Here is a 14,886-nt window from a genome sequence, read left to right on the forward strand (position 1 = left end):
GGCTGAAGGACTGGCGACGGGTCGCAACCCGTTACGACAGATGCCCGAAGGTCTTCCTCTCAGCCATCGCCCTCGCCGCAACCGTCATGTTCTGGCTATGAAGCGAGAACGAGTCCTGACCCTAGTCAAGGCCAAGGCTTCGCGTCGTCGGTTTGTTGACTATGTGGGAGAAGGAGTTGCACAGCTTTCGCACTATGACAACTTTTTAAATAATCCAGAGGCAATGAAGTTCGCAAAGGAGAAGTATGAGGTTGAGTTCCGCAATCCTAACTTGATACTTGTGGTGGGACATGCAGAGAATATGCCACCAGAAGAGGTGGGGCAAGCAATGCGGCAGTACCATGGTGGACGGCTTATTGTCATAGACTACGACACCTTAATATCAGGAGCGATTGTCGCGCCGATCGACTCTTGATCTCCCATGACGACGGGGTGAACCCCGCCCTACGTGCGGTCAAAGGGCGCGGTAACCTACCCCTATCCCCACACCCCGAATCACTCTATGCTGCAGCGCAGAAACGGGGGCGGTATGGGTCAGGTCATCACGGTTGCGCAGCAAAAGGGCGGGTCGGGCAAGACCACGCTTTCGGTCAATCTGGCGGTGGAGCTGGTGCGGCGGGGGGTGTCGGTGGCTTTGCTTGACACCGATCCGCAGGGCTCTCTGGGCCGCTGGTTCATGGCGCGGCGGGAGCGGTTGGGCGATCCGGGGATGGATCTGTCGACCGCCTCTGCCTGGGGTGTGGGCTATGAGTGCGAAAAGCTGCGCAAGACCCATGACATCGTGATCATCGACACGCCGCCCAAGATCGACGCCGATCTGCGGCCCAGCTTGCGCGAGGCGTCGCTGGTGCTGATCCCGGTATCGGCCAGCCATGTCGATCTGTGGGCGACCGACGGGGTGCTTGACCTTGCCGCGCGCGAAAGCCGGACCACGCTGATCGTGCTGAACCGCTGCAAGGCGGGCACGCGGCTGGGGGAAGAGGTGGCCAATGCGGCGGGCGATCTGGCCGAGGTGGCGGCGGCGCGGCTGGGCCAGCGCGTGGCCTATGCCGAGACGATGGGCAACGGGCTGGCGGTGTCCGAGGTTGGCAAATCGCCCGCCGCGACCGAGATTGCCGCGTTGGCGGACGAGATTCTGGCGCAGCTTCAGTCCTGAGGCGTGTCTTTGCCGGGGGCGGTGGGTTCATCCGGCCCGCGCACGATCAGCGCCCAGAACGCCAGCGCGCCAAGCGCGGCAGAGATCATGCCCCAGCCGGTGTTGCCATGGACAAACTCCACCAGTGCCCAGATCACCGGCACCAGCGATGTCACCCAGCGCACGAGGGCACTGGCAAAGAACGGGTGGTTGGGGTCGATGAACTTTTTCATGCGTGCCTTTCGGTGTTGCACAGCAGGTAGCGTTTTCGCCCGCGCAATCCAAGCCCTGATGCCGCAAATTCTATCCGTTCCGGTCTTTGTTCTGCCCTGATCTGCGTGTCAGGATGGCAGCATGCCTGTGCCCTTTGCCCTGTTCCTGATGTCTTTTGCCGTGGCCCTGTTCAGTTATGGCCTGACCGGGACGGTGGACTCTGCGCCGGTCTTGCTGGCGCTGCTGTCGGCGGTTGCCGCGCTGATCCTGATGCTGCGCGCCAGAGGGGCGCCGCAGGTGCCGACGACCGCGCCGCGCAGCATTGTGATCGACGGATCAAACATCATGCATTGGAACGGTGAAACCCCGCAGCTGGCCACGATACAAGAGGTGGTCCGTTCGCTGACGGACCTGGGCTATCAGCCGGGCGTCGTGTTCGACGCCAACGCCGGATACAAGCTGGCGGGGCGGTATATGGATGACCGTCCGCTGGCGCGGGCGTTGGGTCTGCCCGCAGACCGGGTGCTGGTGGTGCCCAAGGGCAGCCCCGCCGATCCGGTGATCCTGAAAGCCGCGCGCGAGTTGGGGGCTGCCGTGCTGAGCAATGACCGCTTTCGCGACTGGGTGGATGAGTTCCCCGAAGTGGCGCAACCGGGCCATTTGCGGCGCGGCGGCTACCGCAATGGGGTGCTCTGGCTGGAGACCGGCACTTAACGCTTGCGCCGTTTCACCCCGCCGCGCTGGCCGGGGCGGCCGGCGGTGGAGCGCCCGGCCATTTTCTGCGCCTCGTCTACCGCGTCATCGACCGCTGACTGGCGGGCGAGGGGATCGTCAGAGATGGTCAGCTCGACCGCCTCCAGCCGTTTGACCTCATCGCGGAGGCGCGCGGCTTCCTCGAACTCCAGGTTTTCGGCGGCCTTGCGCATCGCCGTGCGCAGGGCGTCGAGATGGGCGGCGAGGTTCTGGCCGACCATCGGTTTGTCCACCTTGGCGGTGACGCGGGACATGTCGGTGTCACCCTGCCACAGGCCTTGCAGCACATCCTCGATGTTCTTCTTCACCGTCATCGGGGTGATGCCGTGCTCAAGGTTATAGGCGATCTGCTTGTCGCGGCGGCGGTTGGTTTCGCGCAAGGCCCGCTCCATGCTGCCGGTGATCCGGTCGGCATACATGATGACCCGGCCATCGGCATTGCGCGCGGCGCGACCGATGGTTTGGATCAGCGAGGTTTCCGAGCGCAGGAAGCCTTCCTTGTCGGCATCGAGGATCGCCACCAGCCCGCATTCGGGAATATCGAGACCTTCGCGCAGCAGGTTGATGCCCACCAGCACATCGAAGGCACCAAGGCGCAGGTCGCGCAGGATTTCGATGCGTTCGATGGTGTCGATGTCAGAGTGCATGTAGCGGATGCGGATGCCCTGTTCGTGGAAATACTCGGTCAGGTCTTCGGCCATGCGCTTGGTCAGCGTGGTGACCAGAATGCGCAGACCTTGGGCGGCCACCTTGCGGATCTCATCCAGGAGGTCATCGACCTGCATCTCCACGGGGCGGATTTCGACCTGTGGATCGACAAGCCCGGTGGGGCGGATCACCTGTTCGGTGAACACGCCGCCGGCCTGATCCATTTCCCACGCCGCAGGGGTGGCGGACACGAACACCGATTGCGGGCGCATCGCATCCCATTCTTCGAATTTCAGGGGCCGGTTGTCCATGCACGACGGCAGGCGGAAGCCGTGTTCGGCAAGCGTCATCTTGCGCCGGAAGTCGCCCTTGTACATGCCTCCGATCTGCGGGACGGAAACGTGGGATTCGTCCGCGAACACAATGGCATTGTCGGGGATGAATTCGAACAGCGTCGGCGGCGGCTCGCCCGGTGCGCGCCCCGTGAGGTAGCGCGAATAGTTCTCGATGCCATTGCAGACGCCGGTTGCCTCCAGCATTTCCAGATCGAAATTGGTGCGCTGTTCCAGCCGCTGCGCCTCCAGCAATTTGCCCTCGTTCACCAGCTGGTCGAGCCGGTGGCGGAGCTCTTTCTTGATGCCGATCACCGCCTGCTGCATCGTCGGGCGCGGGGTGACGTAGTGGCTGTTGGCGTAGATGCGGATCTGCTTGAAACTGTCGGTCTTGGCCCCTGACAGCGGGTCGAATTCGACTATCGCCTCCAGCTCTTCGCCAAAAAAGCTGAAGCGCCAGGCGCGGTCATCAAGGTGGGCGGGCCAGACTTCGAGCGAGTCGCCGCGCACCCGGAAGCTGCCGCGCTGAAACGCCTGATCGTTGCGGCGGTACTGCTGCGCCACCAGTTCCGCCATCACCTTGCGCTGGTCATAGCTTTGCCCGACCAGCAGATCCTGCGTCATCGCCGAATAGGTCTCAACCGAGCCGATGCCGTAGATGCACGACACCGAGGCCACGATGATCACATCGTCACGCTCCAAAAGCGCCCGCGTGGCCGAGTGGCGCATCCGGTCGATCTGTTCGTTGATCTGCGATTCTTTCTCGATATAGGTGTCGGACCGCGCGACATAGGCTTCGGGCTGGTAGTAATCGTAATAGCTGACGAAGTATTCCACCGCATTTTCGGGGAAGAACCCCTTGAATTCGCCATAAAGCTGCGCAGCAAGGGTCTTGTTGGGGGCCAGGATGATCGCCGGGCGTTGGGTTTCCTCGATGATCTTGGCCATGGTGAAGGTCTTGCCGGTGCCGGTGGCCCCCAGCAGCACCTGGTTGTGCTCGCCCGCCCTGACGCCCGCTGACAGTTCCGCAATCGCTGTCGGCTGGTCGCCTGCGGGTTGGAACGGGGTCGACAACACAAAGCGCCGACCGCCTTCGAGCTTGGGCCGGGTCAGCACATCGGGGCGTTCGGTCAGCGCATTGGCGTTGTTATGGGGCATGGCATCCTTCCGGGGAGCTGGGGGCCGGGGGCGAGTCCCTGCGGGAGCTTTTCTGCGCGGGGCGTTGCAGGCGCCAATATATTCCGTTTTTGTTCTGGTTAAAGGGGGGCTTTCACGGAAGATTAACCCAGCTTGCGGCAAGGTTAAGGGAAGCGATTCAATTTTAGCGAAAACACATCGAAAACTTGCAGCTTTCAGTTGAAATGCAAGGGCAGCTTTGGCACAGTGATCGGGCAAGCAGCAACGAAGCTGTCGGTTGATCGCACCACACCCCACCCACACCCCGTGGTCAGCCGACAGCGACTTGCTCCCCGTCTTGGGCCTTGCGTCTCCCCCCGGTTTTCCGCCATATATCGCCTGTCTGTTCAGGAGGTTTCCCCATGCGCGCCCGCATCTATCAGCCCACCAAAACCGCGATGCAATCGGGCACCGCCAAGACCAAGGGCTGGCAGCTGGATTTCGCCCCCGCCTCGGCACGTGAGGTTGATCCGCTGATGGGCTGGACCTCATCGGGTGACACCCAGGCGCAGGTGCGGCTGCAGTTTGACACGCTGGAGGCGGCCGAGGCCTATGCGCAGGCCAAGGGCATCGATTATGACGTGCAGCTGCCAAAAGCCCGCAAACCGCTGATCCGCGCCCGCGGATACGGCGAAAACTTCGCCACCGACCGCCGCGGTGTCTGGACCCACTGATCTTGTATGTAAATCGGGGCATAGTTGCTGCCGTTTGGGGCAAGGTTTTGCCGGTTCGGGGCAAAGGTTTTGTAAGGCGTTGATTTTGTTGGGGCGCATTCGGAAGTCGCTCTCGCACTCCAGCTGCATTTGAACGAGTGGCCAAACAGACGTGCAGCGTCCGAAAGTTAGATCTGGCTGAGCGCGGTCTGCCCCGAGAACGGGCGAAAGTCAGTTTAGATCCTTGAATTTGCCTGGGACCGTGCCTCGACTAGGCAGCCTGCTGGGATCTGGCGCACACTAATACCCCGGCTCCAGGTAGGCATCCTAAGAAATGGTCCTTTATCCGGAGCCGAAACATTCACATACATGTTCAGTGCGCCAGCATTTCGACCTCATCTTCGGAAAACCAGCCTTGACGAATAACTGTCTCGCGAACTGCGGCTGGGTTGGCCGAATACGCGGCGACAGCCAGGGATTGTTCGGCGCGGCTGCAGGTTACGTAGAAGAGCCTACGCGTCCGGTCTATGGCAGTTTCCTTTCCCTCCGCCTCGTTCTTTGCGTCCGTGTCACTCTTTCCCTTGGCTCCGAAGAGCTTTTCGTAACTGAATAGAAAGCCGCGAGCTTCCTCATCATCGATAACGATCATTACCCTTGGAAACTCCAGTCCTTTCACCCCTTGATGGGTGGCGGATGATGCGAGGCCCGAAACATAATCGGCGTAGGGTCCTATTTCTTCGAATGGCGTCATGAGAAAATTTTGCAAAGCGACAGTTGTCGTGTCCTGGGGATCAGCAGCCTCATCCTCGGCGCTTGGGGCGACGTCAGGTCCGGCCGCGTGAATGCGCCGAAGGATGTTAGTCAAGAGCTCGGGTATTTCGAAGAGGCGGAATTTTGAAACGACCTGTAGGACTTCGAGGAAGGTTGGAGATGCGTTTGCATCTGACCACAGAGCGGCCAAACAGCTGACCGCCGTCTGGATTTCGGCCAACAAGTCTTCCTGTTTGTCCCCGGCCGCCTTCAACGCTGCTGCCGACAACAACGGCGATCTCTGCCGAGTCAAGGCGGCTACAGCGAATGCATCATTGACCCGGAGAGCTTGAACGAGCGGCAGAACGTCGTTCGTGAAGAGCCGCAGACTGGGCAGAGAACCATCCAAAAGTCCTGTCCGGAGGCTATCATCCTGTTGGAGTGCCTCAAACAGTTGGAAGAAGCCCGCGCGCCGGGCGGCCATGTGATGTTCGAGGGTCAGCGTCTTGTAGCTTGCGGGCGTAGAGATCCACTCTTGGTCGCCCGTGATCTGCGCCATGCGATCGGCGATCCGAGCCTCGGCGTCGCGTTTGTCCGTCGTATTGCTTCCCAGAACGAAGAACCGGACTGTTCCTTCTGGCTTGTCCGTCCTGGGCCTCTGTTGCTGACCGTCGACAATTTCTCGAATCTTGTTAATCAGCTGAACCACCCGAGGAGGACAACGATGATTCATAACTTTGGCGGGCCTTGCCCAGTCGTCCGGAAGAGCCTCGGCCAGGCCGACTTTACCGTCAGCGTAGATCCTCTGCATCATGTCACCAAACAGGCCAAGGCAGAACCGTTCCCGGTTCGCCGCCTGGACAGTTAGAAAGGCGTCCATGAGCCGTCTGGTAGTGTCTTGGCTTTCGTCGATCAGTAGAATTGGATATTGATTGACGAGAATCTCCGGCAGGATCCCGTCGACCTGTATCAGGAAGTCGGCAGCAATCGCCAAGACTTCACTATGGCCAAGAGCACCTCGTCCCTGACGATCACCGGTTGGGCTGTAGGTGAATGTCCGAATGTCGTCGAGGCGAGCAAGACGTCGCTCCTTGCTTGTGATTGAGAGTTCGCGATCTATCGCGGCCTTCGTCCCGGCGCGGCCCCGCGCAGCCAGCGCACGCAGCTCACTGATTTCCTGTTGAATAGTTGTTCGTAACCACTCCCGAATATCGGTGTGGAAGGTTTCAATAAGTGACCAGCAGAAACTGTGGATCGTCGATACCTCGATGAGTGGATCGAAGCCAAGGCGGCGGTTGATCTCGTCACAGGCAGCATTGGTGTAAGTTATGACCCTGACTTTGCGTCGCCCCAGCCAAAGGCGCCGCCCTTTCTCTGTGCGAAGGCGCTCAAGCAGCGATACCAAGGAACGAGTCTTGCCTGAGCCGGCACCAGCAAAAAGGAGAAAACTTTTCGGAGAGTCTAGATCGGAGCAGGCGTAAAGCTCTTCGTCGACTGCGGAATCCACAATGTCGTCATCCACGCCGGCGGTCACGCTTCTAGCTCCACAGCCTTCGCATCCGCCTCAATTACTTCCATTTGCCGTTTCCTTAATTGAGACTCTAGCCATGCCAAGCCTTCAGAGATGTAATTAGGCACGGTCAAGCCAGCGGGATCCTCAAGCGCGAGCACATCGAGGGCGAACTCGGCCTTCTTGCCGGTCTTGAGGCTACTGAACAAGCTGGCACCAAGATCTGCGGCAGTGGTGGTGGCGGCGATGGCGTCCTTAAACTTTCGGACAAGTCCGGTCCCGTCTAAGTTTCGGAAGAGCGATAGGTTGGCAAATACCAAAGCATCCTCGAAGGTGTAGGGAAGAGCTTCCTCTTCGACGGCGTCTGCCGCTTCAGAAACCTTTACCAGCACGGGGAGCTGGTATGCGACGCGCACTGCCGAAAGGTCGTCGAATGCTACAAGGCGCTTGGCTGGTTCGAGATCGAGAAGCCTATCGACTTCGGAAACTTTGGGCACCCATGACCTAAGCGTCGTATTGTTGGTGACCAGGCCTTGCCCACGCGCAGGCTGCGACGCCTCACCTCCAGGAACCTTGGAGTCAAGGTCAGTAACAACAAGGGTCGGCAGACCCAGATGCTTCAGGAGCGGCTCAAGACGATGCGCGTGCGCGCCGCCAATCTCCAAAAGCGTCAAATAGCATTGATGAAGGCTATCGTGGTGGTGCCTGATGAAATGAGGGATGAGCATCCGTTCTGCAGGACCTTCGACAAGAATGGCCGCATCGGCAAAAAATAGATCGCAGTGGGTCGTGCGAAGATAGCGCTTGGCGAAGTCTGATGTTTCGACGCCCTTTCCGAATACTTCCGACACATTGACAACCGTCGATACAGGCACATCGCCTGCTACACTTGCAGGTAGCCGCCGGAAATAGCGCAGATTTGCAAACTCCGCCTCATGAGCAATGTGGCTTGAATGGGTGCTGACTACGAGCTGTGATCGAAGTTTGCCACTTTCCTTTAGGTCTGGGTGGTCGCGCAGAATAGCAAACGCTTTGCGGATAAAGACCTGTTGGACCTGAGCATGGAGATGCGCCTCCGGCTCTTCGATCAGGACAAGATGCAAGGGTTCAAGTTGGAAGTTATCTTTGTCACGGGCCTGCTTTCCGGCTTTGCCCACGCGCATCCAGGCATCGCGAAAGCTCATCAACTGAAATACCATCGATACCAAGTTTTGGTAGCCCAGCCCGTTTGAATGCTCTGGGAGAGAAAGGGCGACAGCGCCCGCAGACCCCGCCTTCATGTCGATCTCGTATTGGACCGCCGCCTCATGGTTCATGCCATCAGTTGGTCTAATGCGAGTGCTAATCTTGAGGCGGGGATCGGACACCCCCGGATAGCCTAGCCCCGCCACTTCCTTTAGGGCCGACGAGAAGCATTCCAAGAGCCTTTCGTCGAACGCATCCTGTGCCCCCTCGATGGCCGAAAGCGCCTGCAAATCCCTCGCGTCCGGCGCATCGAAGGGATCTAAATGATTGGCGTAATAGGAGCGGAGCTGATCAGACAGTTTCCGTGTCTCCTTCCGCGGACTCGCTGCCATTGTTTCTCCAGCCTCATTGCCGTTTGAAGCGTTGTCGAAGCCACGCTGGGCGTTAATTTCATGAATTCTTACAAGGCCGTAAAGTGGGTTGCCAGGAATCGCGAGTGCTGTCTCTGGTAAAATCTGTGGCTGGGCTATACCGTTGATGGGGAGCTTAATTTCGGTTGGATCCAGGACATAAGCCTGAAGACTGAAGTGCGCCCGTAGCCGTCGCTCAAGAAAATCCATCATGTTTTGTGGCCAGAGCTTCACGTTCAGCACCTTGCCGAGTTGCTCCTTTGCTGCCGCCTTGGTGTCCCGTGCCGCAATAAGAGCTGAAGTGAATTCGCGATAGAACTCTTCGATTTTTTTAGGTTCGAACCGCAGTCGGACGCCAATAAGGCCAGGCTTCCAGGCAAGGGTCGGCAAAATCGATCTGACGAGGTGGACCTCGCCTTTCTCCACTTGCAGCCAGACATCTACTGTCGGCAACACTTTAGCCCAGTCGTCGATTGAGGGTTGCGGCCCACCGGCGGCCTCCGTCTCTTGGGTTTTTTTCCATGCCTCACCAATCTCATTGATGGTGTGCCAATGCGACAGAGTGAAGTCGTGGGTGCCAAATCGTCCGCCATCGACGAGGAAATGGCGGAGCGCATGCATGGCGGATGTCTTACCGCTGTTATTCGCTCCGACTAAAAGTGTGGTTTGCTCCGCCAGATCGATCCGGACGTCTTTGAGCTTTCGAAAATTGCTCACCTCAACAAACTGTATATGCCCGCGCTTGTTCTCCACCATGCCGAGAAAGTAACTTATGAGAGTAAGATCTTGATGAAACCAACCTTTGAACCAGTTTGGTTGTCTCCGAAGATAACCCTAACCGACAAACCGGGTGCTGCGCCACCATTGGGATTGAGAATCCGGGTTTCAAATCCGAAACGTGCGCAAGGGCCTACTGATCATTCGATATCAGTCGCTTCAGGCCATCCGGGCCGGAAAGAAACTCGTCGCAAAACGCGGAAAGGCCTTCTTCTGTCATCACCTCAAGATGAGAAACGCTCATTGAATGGTCAATGTTTCCTTTGCCGTAGCCTCGCCCGATAAAAATTGGCACGCGGCCGACCTGCGCTGGCGGCCCCAGCTTCGCACCATCCGGGCCGAAGGAGACCGACCAAAGCGTGCCATTCGGAACGACAACAATGGGGAGCGCGCAGCCGAAATGTAGTCGGCCATTCCAGAGCCTATTGATTGTATCGCTATCGCCCATATCCTGGACAAGATCGTCCAGCGACTGAAGCGCTTGCGACCACTTCTCGAAAAATTCTGCATCATTTGCGACCAGCTCGTTCTCTTTTCCCTCTCTGCGGCCGACCTGGGCGGTGCTCTTTCCCACGGGTTGTCCGGGCGGATAAAGTGGGCTCGGGCCGAGGCGCATGGCCTCCTTGCCCTGCAGGCCACTCAGGTCAGGCGGGTCGAAATGGGTAAGATTGACACCAAACCCAAATGAGGGTTCTGGCCGACTTTTACGCGGTTGATGACAGAAGACCTCTTGATATGACTCCGACGGGTCCCTCGAAACGCAGGACACGAGCAAGGGAAAGTGCGCACCGATCGCTTTGCATTCAATGGCGGCAGCAACCGTAATCTGTCCGTGAGTGGCTCTGAGCCGTATATCGAACTCGCGCGACTTGCCGGTATCAGGATCCTTGTATTGGCCGCCATGTGAACATTCGAGGCCCTTTCCAGTGAGCATTCGCAGGATGCGAAGTTCAAAGGCAAAATCTGACGCATCTGCCAGGTATTCCTCGAGCGTATCGATCCCAATCGGCGCTTTCCGAATTTTCAATGTGTCGCTCCCCTGAACGGGTTGAAATGTCTAGATTTACCTATCCGAGAAAAGCTCTCCATTGTAATGCCAAACTGCTCTGACACGAGTGCTGCCTCGAAGTGTTCGGTGCATAGAGAGCCAGATATCCTGGTGGAGCACCGGGAGGTGCGGGATCACCGGGACGAGATTGTCGCAACCCAGTTCCATTTGCCCGAGGCTGTTTCTCAACACCGCTGCGGCACGCCGTCGCCCACGATTACGCCAACCTCCGAGTTCAGTTCGTCGTGCCGCGCCTTTACTTGGCTCGCGAACGCTAGCTGGTGCTTTCCAAAGTATGGCGTGGACAAATTCAGGGGACAACTTGGGGGCAAACCGAAATCGCTCAACTGAGGCGCGGCAAAGCTGAAGTTTCTTGGCTGGATTCTTCTGTCATCCGGCCTCGGCAGTAATCTGCAGCGCTTTACCGCCCAGCTCCCGGAATGCCCTTTGCCTGCAGCTCAGGACGATGATCTGTAAATCTCCCGCCTGCTGGTGTAGCGCGTCGAACATCCGTTCAATGCGGTCATCGTCAGTAAAGACAAGTGCGTCATCAAGGATTACCGGCGCATGACGACCGCCCTTTGCCAGCAGCCGCGCAAAGGCGAGGCGCACGAGAAAAGCGATCTGTTCCTGTGTGCCGCCGGACAGGATGTCGACGGGTTCCACCTGACCATTCCGGGTGAGCGATTGCGGCAGCAGAGAGTCGTCCGCCCAGTTCAGCTCGGCCTCCGGCCAAAGCAGATGCAGCAGCGGGCGCAGTTCGGCAGCAATGGGTTCGAAATAGCGGTCTCGCGCTTCCGAACGCGCACCTTCCAGCGCGGCTTGCAAGCGTTGCAGCACCTTCACCTCTCGTTCCACACGAGCAAGGTGGTCGCGGGCCACCTCCAACTTTTCGTCGGTCTCCTGCAACTGCTCCTCGACCGCCTCGCCAGCGTTTCCGGCGATCCGTTCGGTCAGTGCGGCAATGGAGGGACGCAAGGCATCAATCCGGTCGCGCGCCGCATCCTCGACCGACTTCACGCGTTTCAGCGTGGCGTCGGTCGCCGCAATGTCGGGGGCGGTGGCGCGGATGTGTTTCACCCTGGCTTCGGCCTGCTCTCGCGCGGCGTTGGCATTGGTGGCCTGCACGGCCAGTTCAGCCTCATCCTGCGATGCCAGCCGTTTCAGTGCTGCGCGGGCCGTTTCCAGCCGCTCCGCCGCAGCCTCCTGCCGCACCGCCGCCTCTGCCCTTGTCGTCCGGGCAGTGTCGCGGCGTTCCCGCACAGCCTCGCGGATCGCGGTGCATTCCGCCGCCTGTCCACGGGACGCCTGCAATTCGGCTTCCGCTTCCTCCGCTACCGGCAAATCGGCGTGGTCCTCCGCCATCGCTATTGGCAGCGTCGCAAGCTGTTGCTGCAAATCTTCAATGCTCTTGGGCGCAAACGCTGCCAGCTCGGCCCGAACCCCGGTCAGCCGGTCGGCAGCCTCCTGCCGCTTGTGATGCGCGTGCAGCGCCTCCTCCATCGATGCGAGGCCAAACTCGCCCAGTGCCTTGGCAAGATCGGTCGCGGCGCGCGCCACATCGGCCAGCCCTTCGGGGCCTTCGCCCGGGTGGATGGTCAGCGCGCCCAGCCCATCGATGTGCAGCACTGTGTCGCTGTGGATCGGGTGAACCTTGTCATGCGCAAGCAGCGCATCACCAGCGCGCACAGCCCCCTCCCGTCCCGGAGCATAGCGCATCGTGACCCGCGTCGCGGTGCTGTCCCGCAGTGCGCGGGCTGTCGTCAGGGCCGCTGCAAGGCCGCGCAGCCGGTCGATGCCAACGCTGTCCGGGCCAATGGACGCTTCGGCCGTGGCTGTCTCCACCGCTTGCCGCGCGGCACCGGCTTTCACGATCCGGTCCTGCAACTCGGCGCGACGGTCGTTCGCGGCAGCCGCTGCCGCCCGGGCCTGCACGCGCCCCAGCAATTCCCCGGCGCGCTGACGTCGCGCCTGGGCGGTGTCGTCGGCCGCCACTGCCTCCCCATGCGCCTGTTCGGCTTTGGCAAGCGCATCCTGCGCCGCCGTCAGCTGTGCCGTCGCATCCTTGTCCTTCTGAAAGGCGGCAGCGTGATCCTTCGTCGCGGACCGCAGCGCCGCAAGGTCGCGCTGCGCCCGGTCAGCCGCGTGGGTGGCGGCCTCAAGCGCCTGCAACGCGGCTTTTACCTGTTCTGCATGGGCCAGCGCCGCGCTGTGCGCCGCCGTTGCCGCCTCAAGCCGCGCCCGGCGGTCGGCGATGGCGTCAGGGCTCTCGATCTCGGCAAGTTCGCGCCGCAACCTGATCCGATCTGTCAGGGCGGACTGCAATATCTCGACCCGTCGGGCCAGCACATCCCGGTCCGCCGTCAGCGCGTTGACCGCCTGTGCCGCCTCGGCCCACGGCCCCCCCGTCCGTGGCTTCCCGGTCCCGGTGGCATAGGCCCCAAGTTCCTCACGGCAGCGGGCAAGTGCTGCATCCATGCGACGGCCCCCCGTCATCGCCTCGACCTCGCCGGTGACCGAGGACAGCAGATCGCGCCGCGCGTCCAGCGCGGCCTGCTGCTCTTTGTTGCTGCCATCGGCAAGGCTGGTCAGGCCCTGCCGCACCCACAACAGGCCCGACGGTCCGCCATCGCCACTGCCAAGCAGTTGCGCGATCCACGCCTCGGCCTGATCCGCCTGCGCGATCAGCACGCCTGCGCGGGTGACGCGGGCTTCGGGCTTGCTGAACCAGCGCTTGGAAATGCGGAAGTTTCCGTCCGGCGTCTCAATCTCGACCGCCACCTCCGGCGCGCCACCGGCATGCGGGCGCAGCTGGCCAATTTCTTTGCCGCGTGAGCCATGCGGCACAAAGAACAGCGCCCGCAGCGCGTCAAACACGGTAGACTTGCCGAACTCGTTCGGGGCGCACAGCACGTTCACGCCATCGGCTATCCCGTCGATCCGCACCGGATCAGTAAACCTGCGCACGTCCTTGAGCATGATAGCGCGCAGCTTCATCGCGCCGCCTCCGTCGCATAGGCATAAAGCCGGTTCAGCGCCGCCGCCGCGATGTCGCGGTCGGCTTCGGCCAGCGTGTCATTCCCGGCCTCGGTCATCAGACGCTCCGCCGCCAGCCGCATCGCGCCAGCCTGATCGATCGCGTCAAGATCGGTAACATTGTGCAGCAGGCCCAGGCCGTCGGGCAAAAGGTCAAGAAGCGCGAATTCCGGTGCGTGCCGTTCCACTGCTGCCCGCAGCGCCGCGTGACCGGCAAGCGACGTCCACCCGCCCGCCCTGATGCGCAACAGCGAATTTCGCCGCGCCGCCGTTGGCAGACGCGCATCTAGCGCCGCGGCGGTATCTTCGCCGTCATGCAGCGGCAAGGCAACGTCGGACCACAGGAAGCTACCGGTCTCGATCCCGGTCACCTCGGGGACGGCTCCGCTTTGTGTAAGGGTCACTGCCAGGCACTGACCCCGCGCGCCGTGCTTGAAGCGATCCTGCTCCGGCGTGCCTGGATACTGGGTCCGTGGGGAGACCTGCAACCGGCCATGCCAATCCCCAAGCGCCAGATAGTCAAGCCCGGCGCTGCGGTCACGATCCGGCGGGATCTGCTCGCCGCTTTCGGTGAAATCGACCACCCCGCCATGGGCAAGCCCGATGCGGATCACGCCCTCGGGCGTGGCAATTCCCGGCAAATCTTTGGTCAGATCACGCCCTGTCGCGCGGACCGGCACAGGGCAGGGCAAAAGCGCCACCCCCGGCGCAATCTCCACCACATCGGTGCCCCGCAGAGCATGGACATTTTCAGGGGCGTTCTGGTTGATCTCGTCCCAGACTTGCTCGGCATTGCGCAGGTTGTCGTGGTTGCCGGGCAGCAACCACCATTGCACCCCCTGCGCGTCACGCATCGCCGCCAGCGCCTGCCGCGACGGGGTGGCGGAATCGAAGGTATCTCCTGCCAGCAGCACATGACCCGCCCCGCGATCCTGCGCAGCAGTCGCCAAGGCCCGAATTTTGTCGAACCGTGCCTCCATCAGGCGGCCGCGCAAGTTCCCGTCCGGCGGCTCAGCGATATTGGCGAAGCGCCGTCCGAGATGCAGGTCGCTGGTATGAATGAAGCGGAATGCCATAGCAAAGATCCTGACGACGTTCGGAATGGGTTGGTCGGAAGACAACCCTTTACCTAGGCTCAGGACTCATTGATCATATCCAGAAGATGACGATGGCGGCTATGGCGATTGCGGACATGAAGGTGTGGGCGCAGCGGTCGTATCGTGTGTGAATGCGCCTCCAGTCCTTGAGTTTTCCAAACAT

At 60.6% G+C, this 14,886-nt stretch carries 11 protein-coding genes and 2 pseudogenes; 5 read left to right on the forward strand and 8 right to left on the reverse strand.

The window, feature by feature from the left end:
• From D1012_RS21625 to parA, 3 genes and pseudogenes are all read left to right on the forward strand, one after another.
• Positions 1-101: pseudogene (locus tag D1012_RS21625) on the forward strand (IS5/IS1182 family transposase); the annotation flags it as partial.
• Positions 98-415 carry a hypothetical protein gene (locus D1012_RS21630; protein WP_158569421.1) on the forward strand — a complete coding sequence of 106 codons (318 nt, stop codon included), beginning with the start codon at positions 98-100 and terminating at the stop codon, positions 413-415. The pseudogene D1012_RS21625 and the gene D1012_RS21630, both read left to right, overlap by 4 nt.
• A 114-nt stretch (positions 416-529) precedes the next feature.
• Complete coding sequence (parA, locus tag D1012_RS21635) at positions 530-1,156, forward strand: ParA family partition ATPase (protein WP_118156207.1); 627 nt, start codon at positions 530-532, stop codon at positions 1,154-1,156.
• Here the strand turns inward: parA and D1012_RS21640 are convergent.
• Positions 1,147-1,368, reverse strand: a complete 222-nt coding sequence (locus tag D1012_RS21640) for a hypothetical protein (RefSeq protein WP_118156208.1) — start codon at positions 1,366-1,368, stop codon at positions 1,147-1,149. The two genes, parA and D1012_RS21640, sit on opposite strands and share 10 nt — an antisense overlap.
• A gap of 121 nt (positions 1,369-1,489) precedes the next feature.
• Here D1012_RS21640 and D1012_RS21645 point away from each other — a divergent pair, with 121 nt between their 5' ends.
• A complete protein-coding gene (locus tag D1012_RS21645) occupies positions 1,490-2,062 on the forward strand; it encodes an NYN domain-containing protein (protein WP_118156209.1) in 573 nt (190 codons plus the stop codon).
• On the opposite strand, the gene uvrB is transcribed toward D1012_RS21645, so the two are convergent.
• The gene (uvrB, locus tag D1012_RS21650; protein WP_118156210.1) at positions 2,059-4,239 is read right to left on the reverse strand and encodes an excinuclease ABC subunit UvrB; all 2,181 of its coding nucleotides are present in this window, start codon (positions 4,237-4,239) and stop codon (positions 2,059-2,061) included. The genes D1012_RS21645 and uvrB overlap by 4 nt on opposite strands.
• Before the next feature lie 380 nt (positions 4,240-4,619).
• Here uvrB and D1012_RS21655 point away from each other — a divergent pair, with 380 nt between their 5' ends.
• Complete coding sequence (locus tag D1012_RS21655; protein WP_118156211.1) at positions 4,620-4,931, forward strand: ETC complex I subunit; 312 nt, start codon at positions 4,620-4,622, stop codon at positions 4,929-4,931.
• A 352-nt stretch (positions 4,932-5,283) separates the two neighbouring features.
• On the opposite strand, the gene D1012_RS21660 is transcribed toward D1012_RS21655, so the two are convergent.
• The 6 genes and pseudogenes from D1012_RS21660 to D1012_RS21685 all read right to left on the reverse strand — a co-directional run.
• On the reverse strand, positions 5,284-7,194 hold the full coding sequence (locus D1012_RS21660) for a UvrD-helicase domain-containing protein (RefSeq protein ID WP_118156212.1): 1,911 nt from the start codon (positions 7,192-7,194) through the stop codon (positions 5,284-5,286).
• Positions 7,191-9,521, reverse strand: coding sequence for an AAA family ATPase (locus D1012_RS21665; RefSeq protein WP_118156213.1), 2,331 nt, complete (start codon positions 9,519-9,521; stop codon positions 7,191-7,193). The genes D1012_RS21660 and D1012_RS21665 overlap by 4 nt, the downstream gene beginning before the upstream one ends.
• Positions 9,522-9,675: 154 nt before the next feature.
• Positions 9,676-10,569 carry a hypothetical protein gene (locus D1012_RS21670; protein ID WP_118156214.1) on the reverse strand — a complete coding sequence of 298 codons (894 nt, stop codon included), beginning with the start codon at positions 10,567-10,569 and terminating at the stop codon, positions 9,676-9,678.
• Between the two features lie 411 nt (positions 10,570-10,980).
• Complete coding sequence (locus tag D1012_RS21675) at positions 10,981-13,587, reverse strand: AAA family ATPase (RefSeq protein ID WP_118156215.1); 2,607 nt, start codon at positions 13,585-13,587, stop codon at positions 10,981-10,983.
• Entirely contained in the window at positions 13,584-14,702 is a 1,119-nt protein-coding gene (locus D1012_RS21680; RefSeq protein ID WP_118156216.1) for a metallophosphoesterase family protein, read from the reverse strand. The genes D1012_RS21675 and D1012_RS21680 overlap by 4 nt, the downstream gene beginning before the upstream one ends.
• A 73-nt stretch (positions 14,703-14,775) precedes the next feature.
• Positions 14,776-14,886 (reverse strand): annotated as a pseudogene (locus D1012_RS21685) (IS5/IS1182 family transposase); the annotation flags it as partial.

Source organism: Pseudotabrizicola alkalilacus, from assembly GCF_003443995.1.
GTDB lineage: Bacteria > Pseudomonadota > Alphaproteobacteria > Rhodobacterales > Rhodobacteraceae > Pseudotabrizicola > Pseudotabrizicola alkalilacus.